Origin of the sequence: Roseburia sp. CLA-AA-H209 (assembly GCF_020687575.1) — a bacterium.
In the GTDB taxonomy this organism is placed as follows: domain Bacteria; phylum Bacillota; class Clostridia; order Lachnospirales; family Lachnospiraceae; genus Roseburia_C; species Roseburia_C amylophila.
On record NZ_JAJEQU010000005.1, the window covers coordinates 59,924 to 73,537 of the forward strand.

The 13,614-nt window shown below is 40.5% G+C and carries 22 protein-coding genes; 3 read left to right on the top strand and 19 right to left on the bottom strand.

What is annotated here, in order from left to right; genetic code table 11:
• Position 1 precedes the first annotated feature (1 nt).
• From LKD41_RS06185 to LKD41_RS06265, 17 genes are all read right to left on the bottom strand, one after another.
• On the bottom strand, positions 2-190 hold the full coding sequence (locus LKD41_RS06185; RefSeq protein WP_044999310.1) for a hypothetical protein: 189 nt from the start codon (positions 188-190) through the stop codon (positions 2-4).
• Between the two features lie 122 nt (positions 191-312).
• The gene (locus LKD41_RS06190; RefSeq protein ID WP_085980127.1) at positions 313-732 is read right to left on the bottom strand and encodes a methionyl-tRNA formyltransferase; all 420 of its coding nucleotides are present in this window, start codon (positions 730-732) and stop codon (positions 313-315) included.
• Positions 733-767: 35 nt separating this feature from the next.
• Positions 768-1,514, bottom strand: coding sequence for a hypothetical protein (locus tag LKD41_RS06195; RefSeq protein WP_227700725.1), 747 nt, complete (start codon positions 1,512-1,514; stop codon positions 768-770).
• 17 nt (positions 1,515-1,531) lie between these two features.
• Positions 1,532-1,858: a DUF6050 family protein gene (locus LKD41_RS06200; RefSeq protein WP_227700726.1), complete on the bottom strand. Its 327-nt coding sequence runs from the start codon at positions 1,856-1,858 to the stop codon at positions 1,532-1,534.
• Positions 1,839-2,927 carry a DUF6017 domain-containing protein gene (locus tag LKD41_RS06205; protein ID WP_227700727.1) on the bottom strand — a complete coding sequence of 363 codons (1,089 nt, stop codon included), beginning with the start codon at positions 2,925-2,927 and terminating at the stop codon, positions 1,839-1,841. The genes LKD41_RS06200 and LKD41_RS06205 overlap by 20 nt, the downstream gene beginning before the upstream one ends.
• Positions 2,928-2,943: 16 nt before the next feature.
• The gene (locus LKD41_RS06210; protein WP_227700728.1) at positions 2,944-3,822 is read right to left on the bottom strand and encodes a ParB/RepB/Spo0J family partition protein; all 879 of its coding nucleotides are present in this window, start codon (positions 3,820-3,822) and stop codon (positions 2,944-2,946) included.
• The gene (locus LKD41_RS06215) at positions 3,815-4,597 is read right to left on the bottom strand and encodes a ParA family protein (protein WP_158436725.1); all 783 of its coding nucleotides are present in this window, start codon (positions 4,595-4,597) and stop codon (positions 3,815-3,817) included. The genes LKD41_RS06210 and LKD41_RS06215 overlap by 8 nt, the downstream gene beginning before the upstream one ends.
• Before the next feature lie 25 nt (positions 4,598-4,622).
• Positions 4,623-4,796: a hypothetical protein gene (locus tag LKD41_RS06220; RefSeq protein ID WP_006858014.1), complete on the bottom strand. Its 174-nt coding sequence runs from the start codon at positions 4,794-4,796 to the stop codon at positions 4,623-4,625.
• Complete coding sequence (locus LKD41_RS06225) at positions 4,796-5,260, bottom strand: DUF6075 family protein (RefSeq protein ID WP_044999289.1); 465 nt, start codon at positions 5,258-5,260, stop codon at positions 4,796-4,798. The genes LKD41_RS06220 and LKD41_RS06225 overlap by 1 nt, the downstream gene beginning before the upstream one ends.
• Positions 5,261-5,690: 430 nt before the next feature.
• Positions 5,691-6,947, bottom strand: coding sequence for a tyrosine-type recombinase/integrase (locus LKD41_RS06230; RefSeq protein ID WP_227700729.1), 1,257 nt, complete (start codon positions 6,945-6,947; stop codon positions 5,691-5,693).
• Between the two features lie 14 nt (positions 6,948-6,961).
• Entirely contained in the window at positions 6,962-7,201 is a 240-nt protein-coding gene (locus LKD41_RS06235; RefSeq protein ID WP_227700730.1) for an excisionase, read from the bottom strand.
• Positions 7,202-7,211: 10 nt separating this feature from the next.
• Positions 7,212-7,448 (bottom strand): excisionase, encoded by a 237-nt coding sequence (locus LKD41_RS06240; RefSeq protein WP_227700731.1) that lies wholly within the window; start codon positions 7,446-7,448, stop codon positions 7,212-7,214.
• Between the two features lie 15 nt (positions 7,449-7,463).
• Positions 7,464-7,685: an excisionase gene (locus tag LKD41_RS06245; protein ID WP_015518029.1), complete on the bottom strand. Its 222-nt coding sequence runs from the start codon at positions 7,683-7,685 to the stop codon at positions 7,464-7,466.
• Positions 7,686-7,782: 97 nt separating this feature from the next.
• Positions 7,783-8,004: an excisionase gene (locus tag LKD41_RS06250; RefSeq protein ID WP_015518028.1), complete on the bottom strand. Its 222-nt coding sequence runs from the start codon at positions 8,002-8,004 to the stop codon at positions 7,783-7,785.
• A 2-nt stretch (positions 8,005-8,006) separates the two neighbouring features.
• On the bottom strand, positions 8,007-8,558 hold the full coding sequence (locus LKD41_RS06255; RefSeq protein WP_227700732.1) for a type II toxin-antitoxin system PemK/MazF family toxin: 552 nt from the start codon (positions 8,556-8,558) through the stop codon (positions 8,007-8,009).
• Positions 8,559-8,667: 109 nt separating this feature from the next.
• Entirely contained in the window at positions 8,668-9,252 is a 585-nt protein-coding gene (locus tag LKD41_RS06260) for a sigma factor-like helix-turn-helix DNA-binding protein (RefSeq protein WP_227700733.1), read from the bottom strand.
• 485 nt (positions 9,253-9,737) lie between these two features.
• Entirely contained in the window at positions 9,738-10,304 is a 567-nt protein-coding gene (locus LKD41_RS06265; RefSeq protein WP_227700734.1) for a hypothetical protein, read from the bottom strand.
• A 213-nt stretch (positions 10,305-10,517) separates the two neighbouring features.
• Here LKD41_RS06265 and LKD41_RS06270 point away from each other — a divergent pair, with 213 nt between their 5' ends.
• The 3 genes from LKD41_RS06270 to LKD41_RS06280 all read left to right on the top strand — a co-directional run bounded on the left by LKD41_RS06270 (position 10,518) and on the right by LKD41_RS06280 (position 12,543).
• A complete protein-coding gene (locus LKD41_RS06270; RefSeq protein WP_015518025.1) occupies positions 10,518-10,922 on the top strand; it encodes a helix-turn-helix domain-containing protein in 405 nt (134 codons plus the stop codon).
• Positions 10,923-10,997: 75 nt separating this feature from the next.
• Positions 10,998-11,513 carry an ImmA/IrrE family metallo-endopeptidase gene (locus tag LKD41_RS06275; protein WP_227700735.1) on the top strand — a complete coding sequence of 172 codons (516 nt, stop codon included), beginning with the start codon at positions 10,998-11,000 and terminating at the stop codon, positions 11,511-11,513.
• Between the two features lie 25 nt (positions 11,514-11,538).
• Positions 11,539-12,543, top strand: a complete 1,005-nt coding sequence (locus tag LKD41_RS06280; protein ID WP_055056866.1) for a PDDEXK nuclease domain-containing protein — start codon at positions 11,539-11,541, stop codon at positions 12,541-12,543.
• 298 nt (positions 12,544-12,841) lie between these two features.
• Here LKD41_RS06280 and LKD41_RS06285 read toward each other — a convergent pair whose 3' ends face one another.
• Both LKD41_RS06285 and LKD41_RS06290 read right to left on the bottom strand, forming a co-directional pair.
• On the bottom strand, positions 12,842-13,318 hold the full coding sequence (locus LKD41_RS06285) for a hypothetical protein (protein ID WP_227700736.1): 477 nt from the start codon (positions 13,316-13,318) through the stop codon (positions 12,842-12,844).
• Between the two features lie 4 nt (positions 13,319-13,322).
• Positions 13,323-13,610, bottom strand: a complete 288-nt coding sequence (locus tag LKD41_RS06290) for a hypothetical protein (RefSeq protein WP_055056853.1) — start codon at positions 13,608-13,610, stop codon at positions 13,323-13,325.
• Positions 13,611-13,614 lie beyond the last annotated feature (4 nt).

Here is a 13,614-nt window from a genome sequence, read left to right on the forward strand (position 1 = left end):
CTTACTGCTCCTCCCCTTCCTCAAGGTCTTTATCCCACCAGTTCATTTCTTCCTCATAAAAATCCTCGAATATATCAGCAGGAATATTTTCTTTCTGCTTTCTCGCTTTCATAATGTCTCTTGCTATTTTTGCCACAATTACCACAGCAATAACAGCAAGCAATAATTTCTTCACATCTTTTCTGTTCATTTCCTTTTCCTTTCCACTTCTGGACGCCGTGACCAGAAGTTGTTGCAATAAAAAAAGCAGATACAAAACCTTTCGATCTCATATCTGCCTTAACGCTGTATATTTTTCTATATTCTTTTTAATTAGTAGAGCTTTGCACCTGCCGGAATTGCATCATCCAGCATAACTAAATTCAGCTTTTCCTCTCCATTTACTGTATGAACAGCGGATAAAAGCATACCACAGGAATCAATTCCCATCATACTTCTAGGTGGTAAATTTGTAATTGCAAGTAATGTCTTTCCGACCAGTTCCTCCGGTTCATAATATGCATGGATTCCAGAGAGAATAATTCTGTCTGTTCCTGTGCCATCATCTAAAACAAAATGTAACAGCTTTTTGCTTTTCTTCACAGCACTACATTCTTTTACTTTTACAACACGGAAATCTGACTTGCTGAATGTATCAAAATCCACCATTTCCTCAAATAATGGTTCTGTTTCCACCTTTGGCTCAACAGGCTCAGTAACCTGTTCTTCTAAATTCATATTTTCATCGCACATATTCATTTCCTCCAGACATAATAAGCTAATGCCCATTATAGCAGAAAAGCTGTGCTTTGAGAAGAATTTCCTAATTTGAAAATCGTGTACATCTTTGCACCAATCAGATTATTTTCTATCCATACATCATCAAGCAGCAAACAATGTGACAACACTTCCAGATTATCCATATTTATAAGCCGCTGAATAATTGTATTTGTATTCTCTGGTATTTCATTAGCTTCCATTGCAATATCCCGCCTTGCTTCCCTGCAATATTTATACAATCCCAAAATATACTTATTCGACAGGATAAAACCAAACGCATCATTATTCAGATACATCATTTTATGCTTTTCCCATTCCTCCGGCAATGAAAAATAGCACTTTGCTGTTTCGATATAACAATCTCCGTCATAAACTGGCTTCATCTTCTTTTCCTGCCGAAGCATCTGATGATATATCTTTTCCCGGTCAAATATACTTCTTGCTCTGGTAAAATCCGGTGTTCTTCCACGCATAAAAGTGTAAACATTATTGATCACCGTTTTTCCCGCTAAAGACTTGTAATTGCCTACCCTGTGAAGGTACTGCAATACCTGTGTCAGTTTCTCCACAGAAGTAATCTCTTGATAATTATTTGTATCAATCTCCATTTGTTCAAAAGATAATGGTGTGCTTCCTTTTTTGATTTCACGCTCCATGATACGCTTGGTGTCTCTCATTGATTCCATATCAGTTCCTTTCCACTTCTGGACGCTGTGATCAGAAGTTATAAAATAAGCAGGTATAAAAACTTTCATTTCATACCTGCTCCTATTCAACAAGAAATTCTCTTTCCTGCAAGTTCCATTATGATATTGATTACTTCCCTAATGATTGCAATAATTTTTATTGCAAGGGCAATCACTCCGATCATGCCACCGATGATTGCGTCTAATGCCAACACTCCTATGCTCCCGGCTATTCCAAAATTACGAGGTATCAGCAATACAAGCATCCTTTGTATGCCGAAGGGAAAGCCACCCATAATCCAGAACTGAAACCAGTTCATACCGTTTTCTCCCAGACATATCCAGTAACACATATCCAACCAGATCACAATAAATGCCATCGGCAAAATCACCTTAAACAATACCCTTTTCATGCCATCCTCCTCCATACATATCATGCTGCACTTCCTGCTGATAGAAATGATTTATCGTGGCTGGTGCATTATAAAGCGCTGTTATCATATACGACTTGATATTGGTTATCTTCGTTATTGTCTCTTTCATGCAACCAATCACATACTCAAGATGACTGCTATTCAGTTTCAAAAATCTAGATTTTACGAGTTCATACGGATAGTCCTCTCCTGCAACCCGGATTGATTTTCTTTTTACGCATACCACTTCACAGATTATCCCAAACAATTCGTCATAAAGTTCCTTTTCCCCATAGCCATCATACTTCATGTGATGATCATAACTGATATTCTCTTTAATCAGTTCTATGTAAGACTGTGCATCATCCATCGCATCCATCACATCAGCTTGTGGCTTTTCTGTCACAGATTGATTGATTGGATTGGTATAACTCAACTCAGTCTGGTTATAATTAGTCTGATTCATATAAGTCTGATTATAGTTAGTATAATTAGGGTTCGATTCTCCGACTTCTTGAGGTTTGATTTCCGAACTTCCAGAGGTTTGATTTTCTGACTTCCGGAAGTTCGATTTTCTGACTTCTTGTGGTTCGGTTTTCTGACTTCCAGAAGTTCGATTTTCTGACTTCTTGAAGTTCGATTTTCCGACTTCTGTGATTTTATCAGCATTTGCTGGCTCTTTTTCGTCCATCTGTTCAGTAATAGAAGCAAAATTTTTCACATAAATTATATCCGGTTTTCCAAGTCCTCTGCGAACCTTTTCTACCAGACCAATTCCTTTTACAGAATCAAGCTCTGCCAATACCTTAACAGCTTTTTCCTTAGCGCATCCCAAATCCTCCATAATGCTGTCTATGGTATAAATGATGTATGCACGATTTTCATCGTCAAACCATTCATTCTTCATAGACAGCGACATACGATCAAGCATAAGTCCATACAACAATTTAGCATCACTGGACAGCTTCTTAAATCTCTCGTCCTTTATCAGCAGGCGTGGAACACGATAGAATGAGAACTGTTCCGCTTCTATTCCGTAATAATAATCTAGCTGCAAAATTTCTCCCATTCTCGTCTCCTCCTTCCTACTGTGTATTCTTCCAGTTATCTAATAGCTGAAATATTATTTTTTCTATATCATCTGTGCTGTATGTATCCGGAAAATAACTGTTAATGCGTTCCGTTTTTATAACAACCTTACGCTCTACTGGCTTTTCTTTCTCCAGAAGCATACGCACCATTGGAAAAGTCAGTTCTCCCTTTTTGTCACTCTCCTTTAGCATGGCACTCTGCTGTTTGCTTATGACAGCATTGGTGTCCTGTATGGCAACCAATACCCATTGCTGTGCATCCTCGGATAAAAATGAAAGGTCAACAGCCTGCATAATGCCTATTTTCCCTGCATCAACCATATCAAGCAATGGTTCCGATAAGCGTGAAATCCATATATATCTTTGAACTGTTTTTGCACTTTCTCCTGCGGCTTCTCCAAGTTCTTCCAAAGTAAGTCCGCCTGTTCTGCTTCCCTGATGCTTCATAGCATCATATTTCATGCGGTATGCCTTTGCTTTTTCGCTTGGAAGAATATCTTCTCTTTGGATATTGCTGTCCACCATAATAATCGTGGCTTCATCATCCGTATAATTACGGATAAACATCGGCATTGTTTCAAGTCCTACCAGTTCACACGCATGTCTCCTGCGATGTCCTGCAATAATTTCATAGCCGCCCTCAGCTCTTGGTCTTGCAATACCCGGCATCAGCACGCCATGCTCTCTGACACTCTCCACCGTCTCCTGCATCTTTTCATCGTCCAGTACCTTAAATGGGTGACCTTTGAACTCATGCAGTTCTGATAATGCAATTTCCTGTACCTGCTCTATTCCTGCCTGTGGCTGTCCATCTCCGAATAAATCATCGAAGCTGTTCAGTTTTACCTTTGCGGCACTTCCTGTTTTATTCATCTGCAAGCACCTCCTCTGTCAATGACTGATAGGCACTCGCTACTTTTCCATTTGGATCATGCTCATAAATGCTGACACCTTCAGCAGAAATCTCCGCAGCTCTTACCGACATCGGAATACTGTTTTCAAATATTCTTACCTTGCTACCATAATTCTCCACAACCAATGCACTGATGTCTTTTGCATAATTCGTTCTGTTATCAACCATAGTAAGCAGAATACCTTCAATCTCCAATTTTGGATTGATCTGCCTTTTTACCTTTCCTATGGTCTTTATAAGCTGTTCCAGACCTTTTACTGGCAGATATGCTGCCTGCACCGGAATAAGGATGCTGTCGGCACTTGCAAAGGCATTTATGGTAATCATGCCAAGGGAAGGCATACAATCAATCAGAATGTAATCATACCTTTCTTTCTGCTGTTCTATATAAGTCCGAAGCACAAGCTCCCTGCTCATGACATTTACCAGTGATACTTCCAATCCCGACAACTCTATATTGCCGGGCATAAGGTCTACACCCTCGTCATGCTTTAGGATGCCATAATCCGGCTCCATATCTTCTTCATTGATGATATTCGCCATAATGGTTGCAAGAGATACATCCAGTTTATCCGGCTCCTGAAAGCCTAAACTTGCTGTCAGGCTTCCCTGTGCATCCGCATCTATCAGAAGCACCTTTTTCCCCTTTTTTGCAAGTCCAATACCTAGATTACTTGTTGTGGTGGTCTTTCCAACTCCACCTTTCTGGTTTCCGATTACTATAACTTTACACATGATGAAATTCCTCCAAATTCTACTATTATTCTTTTACATTGCTCTTTTTTACTTCTACATACGATCTGTAATATTTATCTGTTCCCTTGTTGGGATAGAGGTCTGACATTTCCAGAACCTCTACCTTTGGGTGTCTCTGCATGATTTTTTTGAACCATGTAATATCATTTTTTGTTCCCATCAACCGAATCTTTAACATCAATCATTTCCTCCAAACATTGCATACAAATTTTTATTGTATGTGGCATACTCCGGATAGCGAATCTGTATTGCCTGCCAGAAATATGGTGCATAGCAACAGCAGAACAAATCCTCTACTGAATATCTCCGGCACTCATCCACCTGCTCCTCTGTGTCCTGTTCATCATCCACGCTCGGTGTACCATTGCAATACAGATTAAATGCCATTCTGACAACCTTTGCACTTCCACTGGTCTGCCAGCCTTCATGCAGGCACTCCGGTTTTACACATCCAGTCTTGAAATTATAAATTCTATCCACATTTCTTCGTGTATCTTCGTTCATTCCAATGCAATAGCAAAGTGCCTTGTGATATACATCTGCTTCTCTAACTTTCTGAATTTTTTCATAGTAGAATTTCTCATGTGCTTCACTGATAAAGTTAATATTTTCTTTTTCTGCTCCTAACGCTGTACTGTTCATACTGACTTCCTCCATTTTCTTATTTTGTTCCGTTGACCATAACAAAAAAGGACATTCCTCTAAAATTTCTTTTAGAAAAATGTCCTTATAGTACAAAATATGAACTTGAACTGACTCGATTTTAATTTAAAATCGTTTGTTTTAACCCTTTAAGATAGGTTATTTTGTCGTACTCCTGTCGTACCATACAAGTTGGAAGTCCGCAAACCCTTGATTTTATTGGTCTTTTTTATCCAATGACTTCATTGTCGGGACGAAAGCAACCATCTTTTCAATCTCTCCTAAACCTCCTCATATCTCATAACAGGTCTAAACGGGGTTTCTTCCTGAATCGCCATATCCCTATAAATTCGTGTAGTTTTTCGGGGGATTGGAGTATAAATTGGTGTAAATGGTGTAGAAGCTTTTATCCTCGCTCAAGAAATGCCACTTATTCGTTAGACACTTCATTATACTCGCTTTTGAAATATGAGTCAAGACCTTCAAACTCAGACTGCCTAAGCTCCTTCGTCACATCGGTATAGATATTGAGCGTTGTTGAAATATCCTTATGACCAAGCGTGTCTTGAATCACCTTAACATTCACGCCCGCTTCGCACATTCTCGTTGTAAATGTATGTCTTAATGAATGGCAGCTAAAATGCGGAAGTAGCACTTCGGGATTTTCGTTCTTCAAAAACTGCTCATCGTTACAGTCACGAATTATGCGGCGGATTGCTTTATTCAGTGTTCCCTGATGTTGCGGATTTCCGAAGCGATTGATAAAAATGAAATCTGTGTATCCGTCAATGGTAGCGGTACAATGAAGATCGAGCAGCTCCTGCCTTTCCTTTTCCATTATAATTGCCTCTTTCACAAAACTGAGCATTGGCACTTTTCTTTTTCCAGCCGGAGTTTTCGGCGTATTGACATTAAAATAGCAGCCTTTTTTGCTTCCATCGGTGCGGTGGTCATAGTAAACCAAAGTATGATTTACATCAATAACACCGTTCTCCAGATCGACATCACACCATCTTAATCCGGTAAGTTCTCCGACTCGAAGCCCTGTTCCTACCAAAACCGCAAAGATTGGATACCAATATTGTGCGGTGGGAGTATTTTTCAAATAGCTTAAAAGCAACTCCTGTTCGGGACGGGTTAAAGCTCTGCGCTTTTCTGTCTTAAAGCAATGTGCTTGCTTCAACTCTCTAAGTACATTATCTGACGGATTATTCCTTATGTAATCATCGTCAACAGCCATATCCAAAATCTGATGTAAAACCGTATGGATACTGTCAATGGTCGAAGGTTTTAACTGGCGCTCGTCTGTAAGGTAATTATAAAACCTCTTTATGTCTGTTTTTTTCAACGATGAAACTGTCTTTGAGCCTATTTGATGACGGACAAAGGTTTCATACATATATTTATAATTCTCAAAGGTGTTGTTCTTCAGCCCTCGCTTCAGCTCCTTCCAAAGCTCATAGACCTCGTTGACCGTCGTATATCGGGCTTCGGTTTTAATGCCATCGCTCTTATCCTTTTTAATCTGTTCTTCCTTATAGCGCAATTCATCAAGCGTCTTGGCATATACGCAAAACCTCTTATGATTACTGTCAGTCCACCGGAATTGATAAGTTCCGTCAGCCCTTTGTGATTCGCCTGTCCGAAGCACGGCTCTCGACTTGTCTTTTCTTTTTGTTCTCGGCATAATTCTCTCTCCTCCTATATGCGAAACTGCTTATCAAGATAATCAATGAACGCTTCTCGGATCACACAGATTTGTGTGCCGTTATTTACCGTGAAAGGGCAATTCCCTTGTGAAATGATTTGACGGATTTTTGCCCTTCCGATTCCGGTGTATGCGGCAGCTTCCTCAACGGTTAAAATCGTTCTCGTCCAAAATGGTATGTTTTCCGACCTCTTTTGGAGTTCACTTCTGTAAGCTAAAATTTTTTCGTCCATACAACCTCCATCATATTGAATACATTTGCTCAATGTATTCATCAAAAATCCTGCGCTTAATCATTCTCCGATTGCCTACCCACAGCACAAACGGACAATCGGCAAGGCTCGTCATTTCATAAAGCTTATCCCTGCCTATTCCCGTATACTCTGCCGCTTCTTCTATCGTCAAATAAGGTTTTACCCAAATTGGAACAGTAGCTACACGCCTGTTGGAACTGCCTGTTTCAGTCAGTTTATTATCCATTAGCTTGTCCTCCTCTCAGACGGAATATTGTGTTTCGAGATAATCCTCGAATTGTTTTCTTTTAATCAACCGCTTTGTTCCATTCCATAGGACAAAGGGACAGTTTTTTTGATTTGAAATTTCTTTAATTTTAGATACGCCTATTCCTGAGTATTCGGCGGCTTCTTCCACCGTCAAATTCATTTTCTTCCACAACGGGACTCTCGACATATCCGGATCGTTCTTTTTGTTGAGCATATTGCTGTACCTCCTTGCTTTTGGTAGTTACAGCATAGCCAATGTCCTGCGATAAGCCAATTATGCGAATCGGCTCATCGCAGGCTTGACTTTTTCATTAAATTGAGTATTGCCGCTCTATATACTCATCAAAAACTTTTCGCTTAATCATTCTCCGGCTACCTATCCATAAGACAAATGGGCAATCCTCACTTTCTGTCATCTCATAAAGTTTCGCCATTCCGATACCGGAATAGGCTGCGGCTTCTTCAATCGACAGATTTGCCTTACACCATATAGGAATGTCAAACTTCCGTTTCCTTTCCCTGTTTTGCGACATCCCTATACCCCTTTCCCTTTGAAAGAGGTGCGTTTGTCATAAACGATATAATCCCAACCTCTATCATTGCACTTATCACAAGTGCCTTTACTTTTAGCGAAAGGATCAAGGCGTCTGACAACATAGTTCGGATTGCAAAAATAGTCGTTTAAGCATTTAGGACACAGGCAGCGAATGTCGCCGATCCTGTCAGTGTTGTAAAGCCATAGACCGAATGTTTTTTTCAAGGCTGCGTTAATCTGTCTCCAAAGGCGCTCATCATCAACAAAGCCAATATACTCTGTCAAATCATCTTTATTCACAGTCTGTATTTGCTCAAGCAACACCATTGAAGGCTTCGTCAGACCAAAATCCTCGCCTAAAATAATGTGGGACGGCAAATACCTCTTTTTTATTACACTCGTAATGGACGCAACAATAACAGTAGGCGCATTCGCATTGAAATTGTCTGCCTGAATTACCAGCACAGGTCTTACACCTGATTGGATAGAGCCGATTCTTGTGCCAAAATCGTAGGAAAATATATCTCCACGCCTGATTTCTGTTTTCTTCATTCTATGTATAACCTCTCTGTTCATTGAGTTTTGAAAGCGCATTTCATATCCGGAATAGAAATACCCCTTCACTCATTTGGACAAAGGGGTGCGAAATGCACACCCAAAATCAGAGATTTTCATAAAATTTTTTGAAATTTTTTATTGCGGCAGCGATTGACTTGTCTACGGAGCTATAATTTATGCCCTCCTCTTTTGCAATTTTTCTTGAACTAATCCCAAGCAAGACGGATTTAAGAAGGCGCTCCCTTTGAACAGGTTGCAGCATACTTAACGCTTGCCTTACCTTAGAAAGTTCTAACTGCCGCAGCTTTTCTTTTTCTTCCTCGATCTGTTCCTCCTCCGCTTTATCAAACGGATCAATAAACGGTGCGATAGATTTCGGATGGAACTGCTCAAAAATATCATCTTCGTATCCGTACACATCTATTGTCCTTTTGCTGCGCTTTTCATATTTATCATTATTTCTATGTGATTCACTAATCACTTCCCCCTGAGCCATTGACAGAAGGATAAACGGCATATACCTGCTGATGACATCAGGGTACTTATCCCACAATGCTTCTTCGGACAGTTCCGTTACAATCGCCCATTTTTCCGTCCCAGTGAAACCACTATACTCATACCGAAGGTTAATGAGTTTACAATCCTGTGCAAATAATTCTTCCTGCTCGCTTACTGTAAGTTTTTTCATTTCCGTAATCTCCTTAAATTTGGAATTTTTGATATATAAGGTCACAATCAAAAACTCCGGAGATCACGGATACCTACATATAAACGCCTGCCATACTGCAATAGACATAAAGCTCCCTTTCCGCCTGACAAAAGCGAAAAGGGCTGCACAAAAAAGCAGCTATAACATTCACGCCCGAAGGCTGAAAGCTATAACTGCTTCTTCAAAACACATATTCAATTCGTTTTGCCTAAGCTGCTGTATTGCCGCCTAAAAGATATTCAACCAGCATTTAAAAATCAAGAAAAATTCTCAAAGCTTTAGGCATACTAATTGTAACAGATTTGCTTTTCCGTATCATCGGCAAAACTGTGCCAATTTTCTGCCATTTCGTTTTCAACCTCGTTCTGTAAACGAAAGCCGTTCTTCGGGCAGCATACACAGTGTAGCATACGCAAGGTCGGACATTCAGTAGGGATTTCGTCGGACTTTAGTCGGACAAGCCTTTATTTGAAAAAATCGGGAATATCGCCGCTTTCATCAGCTCCCTTCATATTAAAGATTCCTTTGAAGCACGGAATCGCATATCCCCACAGGGATACGCCGAGAAGCAAAATCGCTTCCCGTTTCCGGTCGTAAAAGGTACTGCGCTCCATATTCAAGAGATCGAGCAGTTCGCTCTCCGTATACCGAAATGCTGTCAGGTAGCTTTTCGATATGATTTCGTGGTACAGCCTGCCGTTGTTATGGTAGTCATATATTTTCGCCATAGCGGTATCAATCAGGTCAACCATCCACTTGTTCTCAAACAAAGCGCTGATACGGCTCTCAAACTCCTGCTTCTCGGTATCCGGCGCAAACAGCTCCAAATAGACAAGGGCGCTGTCCAGTTCTTCTCCGTAATATGCCAGCTCCTCATTCACACGGGCAGACTCGCTCAGCGTAATCCAGACCACATCACGGTATACGCCAAGAAGCAATTTTGTTTTCGAGAATATATCCGATTGATTCAAATTAAGCTGCTCATACATTTTCCGAATGCTTTTCGCAGCGAGTGTATCTTTCCGTCCCATCTGTTCGCCTCAATCCTTAAAACGGGTATCATTTGTTGGTAGATAAAAGTTCAAGCTAATTTGCTGAACTCCCTTGACAAAATACGCAAGTTAAGGTATTATGTATACGCAACTTACTTGCGTATTGACATTATACGAAATTTACTTGCGCTTGTCAATACAGATACGCAAGATATTTTCAAATCAGGTCGAATAATTTGGAGGTCAGATGAAATGAAATTCTGTGAAAAGGTAAAAGAAGCCCGCACGAAAGCAGGCTTAAAGCAAGATGAGTTTGCAAAAGCAATCGGCGTTTCTCTGCGGACAGTATCGAATTATGAGGCTGGCACCCGCTATCCGAAAAAAAGGGAAACCTATTATAAGATGGCGGAAGTCCTGAAGGTCGATGTCAACTATCTGCTTACAGATGATGAGGAATTTTTGCTGAACGCCGAATCTAAATATGGACGCAATGGCGCAAGACAGGCAAAGGAGCTTATGGCAGAAGTTACAGGACTTTTTGCAGGCGGCGAACTTGCAGATGAGGATTTGGACGAGATGATGAAAGGCATTCAGGAAGCGTACTGGATCGCCAAAGAGAAGAATAAAAAGTACACTCCCAAAAAATATAGAAAATAGCGCTTGATGTCCTCTTTTTCGGACAGTGCATTTGATAAGATATACTTACCGACAGTAGAATGGGGGTGTTTGCTCTTGGATATTCAGACTTTGGAGATTGTCAGAAAGGCGAATCGGCTGACAAATGAGCTTGGCACAAACGATCCACATAAAATCGCACGAGAACTGGGGATAGAAGTTATCCCGTTATCGTTCAAGAAGCAGCGAGGGGCATACAAGGTTTTAATGCGTAACCGCTTTATCTTTATAAAAGACGATCTGCACCCTGTAATGGAGCGTATCGTAATGCTGCACGAGATCGGACACGACGCATTACATAGAGAAGAAGCGGTCAAGGCTGGCGGCTTCAAGGAATTTAACATTTTCGATATGCGGCAAAGCCGAATGGAATACGAGGCAAACATCTTTGCTTCCCAAATTTCCCTGCCCGATGATGAAATACTGGAATATATCGAAAATGGGTATGATATTCAGCAGATCGCACGGGCAATGCACTCAGATATAAACTTGGTCGCATTGAAAACGGACACGCTGATCGCACAGGGCTATCGTTTCCGTCATCAGGAATACCGCAATCAATTTTTGAAATAGATAACTGGAGGGTATAAAGATGTTGATGAATAATAACGAGTATCTTGATTTGGTGCAAACTATCAAACAGGAAATTCAGCAGGCGCAGTACAAAGCTACTTTAAGTGTAAATAAAGAGCTGATTATGCTGTATTACAATATCGGAAAAATCATAAACGAGCATAAATCTTGGGGCAATAAATTTATTGAAAATCTGGCGGCTGATATTAAGCTCTCGTTCCCGAACGCAAAGGGCTATTCTGTTCGCAACCTTAAATATATGTCAAAATTTGCAAGCACTTATCCTGATGAGCAATTTGTGCAGACGGTGTCTGCACAAATTCCGTGGTCACACAATGTTGCAATCTTGGATAAGGTTAAAGGAGAAAAGCAAAGAGAGTGGTATATACGAAAGACCGCAGAAAATGGCTGGTCGCATAATGTCTTGATTCATCAGATTGAAAGCGGCTTGTATGAACGGCAGGCTATTGCTGATAAAATTTCAAACTTTGAAAGCCGACTTGCTTCGCCGCAGAGTGAGCTTGCCGTACAAACAATGAAAGATCCATACATTTTTGATTTTATCCCTTTCAAGGAAGATATGGTAGAACGGGATATAGAGCAGGCTCTTGTTCAGGATGTAACGAAGCTGCTTTTAGAGTTGGGAACGGGATTTGCGTTTCTCGGCAATCAATATCATCTCAATGTCGGCGGCGATGATTTTTACATTGATCTTCTGTTCTACAACCTTAATCTTCGCTGCTATGTTGTGATTGAGCTGAAAACCGGAGAATTCAAGCCGGAATATGCTGGACAGCTTAACTTTTATCTCTCAGCCGTTGACGGGATTTTGAAAAAGGATAATGACAATCCTTCTATCGGTCTGTTGCTGTGCAAAAGCAAAAACGCATTAGTCGCTGAATATGCCTTAAAAGATATGTCAAAGCCAATCGGTGTCAGCGAATACAAAGTTACAAGTGAGCTTCCTGAAGCTTTGAGCAAACAGCTCCCGTCTGTGGAAGATATACAAAAGCATATCAAAAGAGACTAAAATATCGAAAAGCTGAAAGCCGCAGAGCTATATATCGAAGTCCTGCGGTTTTCATTCTTTTCACTACTCAATGTTATGCTAAAAAATGGGGAAATAAAATTGATAACGCTTTTATGCTCAATGCGACAATACGGAATGGCAAATTAAATGGCGAGTTAAATGGCGACAATGGCAAAGTAGATGGCGAATTAAATCCAGCTCTGCTTTATCTGAACAAGAGTGAATTAGCGGTTTATCGAACATTCCAAAGTATTAGGCATAGCACAAAGATTTAGCGGATTTGTTCTTGCTTTTGCAATCATTCCACAACCACCTGTAATGAGCCGCAAAAATCATTACCTTCTAAAGTAAGGTAGTTGTCGCCTTCATCAAGGGTAACGGAATATGTTCCGTTTTTACTTGTATCGGCAATCATTTTTTCTTCGCCCTTATCAAGCCAGTAAAGCTTCGCCGTGCCGGAATCAACCGTCAACTCGTAAGTTACATTAAGCTCACTTCCTTTATCCCGTTCTAACGCAGTACCTCCAAAGATGTATTCTTTATCATTGAAATCCTCATAATCTGCTGTATAGGAGCCGGTATAGGTATCTTCCCCTTTGGTCTTATCGCCCTGCAAATCTTTTTCGTCCGTAAGGGCATATTTGCTGAAATGCTGGAGCATATCATTAAAGCCGTTTATAACACTATCTTTCAGGTTGTCGCCGCTGCACCCTGTAACAGCAAAAGCCAAACATAAGGAAAGCAAAGCGGCAGTCAGAATTTTTATTTTTTTCATATCATCACCCGCCAATCCTCGTTACAATATTCATACCGATAATTGCGATTGCGCCAACCGCATAAATACTGTTAATCACGACACATACCTGCATAAGTTTGGATTTTACTTTTCCTTTGGTATAGCTGAGAATGGAAAAGATACCTGAAAAAATCATAAAGGCGGCGTAACTGTAAACCATAATCTCCGCTACCGGGGATTCCAGCGCCCAATCAAAGGTACGCAGTGGCAGGATCGTCCACGGGACAAAGAGCATAATGGTAGAAATCGCAGTTAAAATTTTGTTTTTCATTGTA

Coding starts and splice junctions, on each gene's coding strand:
- LKD41_RS06250 (WP_015518028.1), bottom strand. CDS start 8,004: ATGTCGCAAAACAGGGAAAGGAAACGGAAGTTTGACATTCCTATATGG.
- LKD41_RS06185 (WP_044999310.1), bottom strand. CDS start 190: ATGAACAGAAAAGATGTGAAGAAATTATTGCTTGCTGTTATTGCTGTG.
- LKD41_RS06255 (WP_227700732.1), bottom strand. CDS start 8,558: ATGAAGAAAACAGAAATCAGGCGTGGAGATATATTTTCCTACGATTTT.
- LKD41_RS06270 (WP_015518025.1), top strand. CDS start 10,518: ATGAAATTCTGTGAAAAGGTAAAAGAAGCCCGCACGAAAGCAGGCTTA.
- LKD41_RS06265 (WP_227700734.1), bottom strand. CDS start 10,304: ATGGGACGGAAAGATACACTCGCTGCGAAAAGCATTCGGAAAATGTAT.
- LKD41_RS06290 (WP_055056853.1), bottom strand. CDS start 13,610: ATGAAAAACAAAATTTTAACTGCGATTTCTACCATTATGCTCTTTGTC.
- LKD41_RS06220 (WP_006858014.1), bottom strand. CDS start 4,796: ATGTTAAAGATTCGGTTGATGGGAACAAAAAATGATATTACATGGTTC.
- LKD41_RS06225 (WP_044999289.1), bottom strand. CDS start 5,260: ATGAACAGTACAGCGTTAGGAGCAGAAAAAGAAAATATTAACTTTATC.
- LKD41_RS06260 (WP_227700733.1), bottom strand. CDS start 9,252: ATGAAAAAACTTACAGTAAGCGAGCAGGAAGAATTATTTGCACAGGAT.
- LKD41_RS06240 (WP_227700731.1), bottom strand. CDS start 7,448: ATGGATAATAAACTGACTGAAACAGGCAGTTCCAACAGGCGTGTAGCT.
- LKD41_RS06210 (WP_227700728.1), bottom strand. CDS start 3,822: ATGAATAAAACAGGAAGTGCCGCAAAGGTAAAACTGAACAGCTTCGAT.
- LKD41_RS06215 (WP_158436725.1), bottom strand. CDS start 4,597: ATGTGTAAAGTTATAGTAATCGGAAACCAGAAAGGTGGAGTTGGAAAG.
- LKD41_RS06205 (WP_227700727.1), bottom strand. CDS start 2,927: ATGGGAGAAATTTTGCAGCTAGATTATTATTACGGAATAGAAGCGGAA.
- LKD41_RS06235 (WP_227700730.1), bottom strand. CDS start 7,201: ATGGACGAAAAAATTTTAGCTTACAGAAGTGAACTCCAAAAGAGGTCG.
- LKD41_RS06285 (WP_227700736.1), bottom strand. CDS start 13,318: ATGAAAAAAATAAAAATTCTGACTGCCGCTTTGCTTTCCTTATGTTTG.
- LKD41_RS06200 (WP_227700726.1), bottom strand. CDS start 1,858: ATGAAAAGGGTATTGTTTAAGGTGATTTTGCCGATGGCATTTATTGTG.
- LKD41_RS06280 (WP_055056866.1), top strand. CDS start 11,539: ATGAATAATAACGAGTATCTTGATTTGGTGCAAACTATCAAACAGGAA.
- LKD41_RS06195 (WP_227700725.1), bottom strand. CDS start 1,514: ATGAAAGTTTTTATACCTGCTTATTTTATAACTTCTGATCACAGCGTC.
- LKD41_RS06230 (WP_227700729.1), bottom strand. CDS start 6,947: ATGCCGAGAACAAAAAGAAAAGACAAGTCGAGAGCCGTGCTTCGGACA.
- LKD41_RS06245 (WP_015518029.1), bottom strand. CDS start 7,685: ATGCTCAACAAAAAGAACGATCCGGATATGTCGAGAGTCCCGTTGTGG.
- LKD41_RS06190 (WP_085980127.1), bottom strand. CDS start 732: ATGTGCGATGAAAATATGAATTTAGAAGAACAGGTTACTGAGCCTGTT.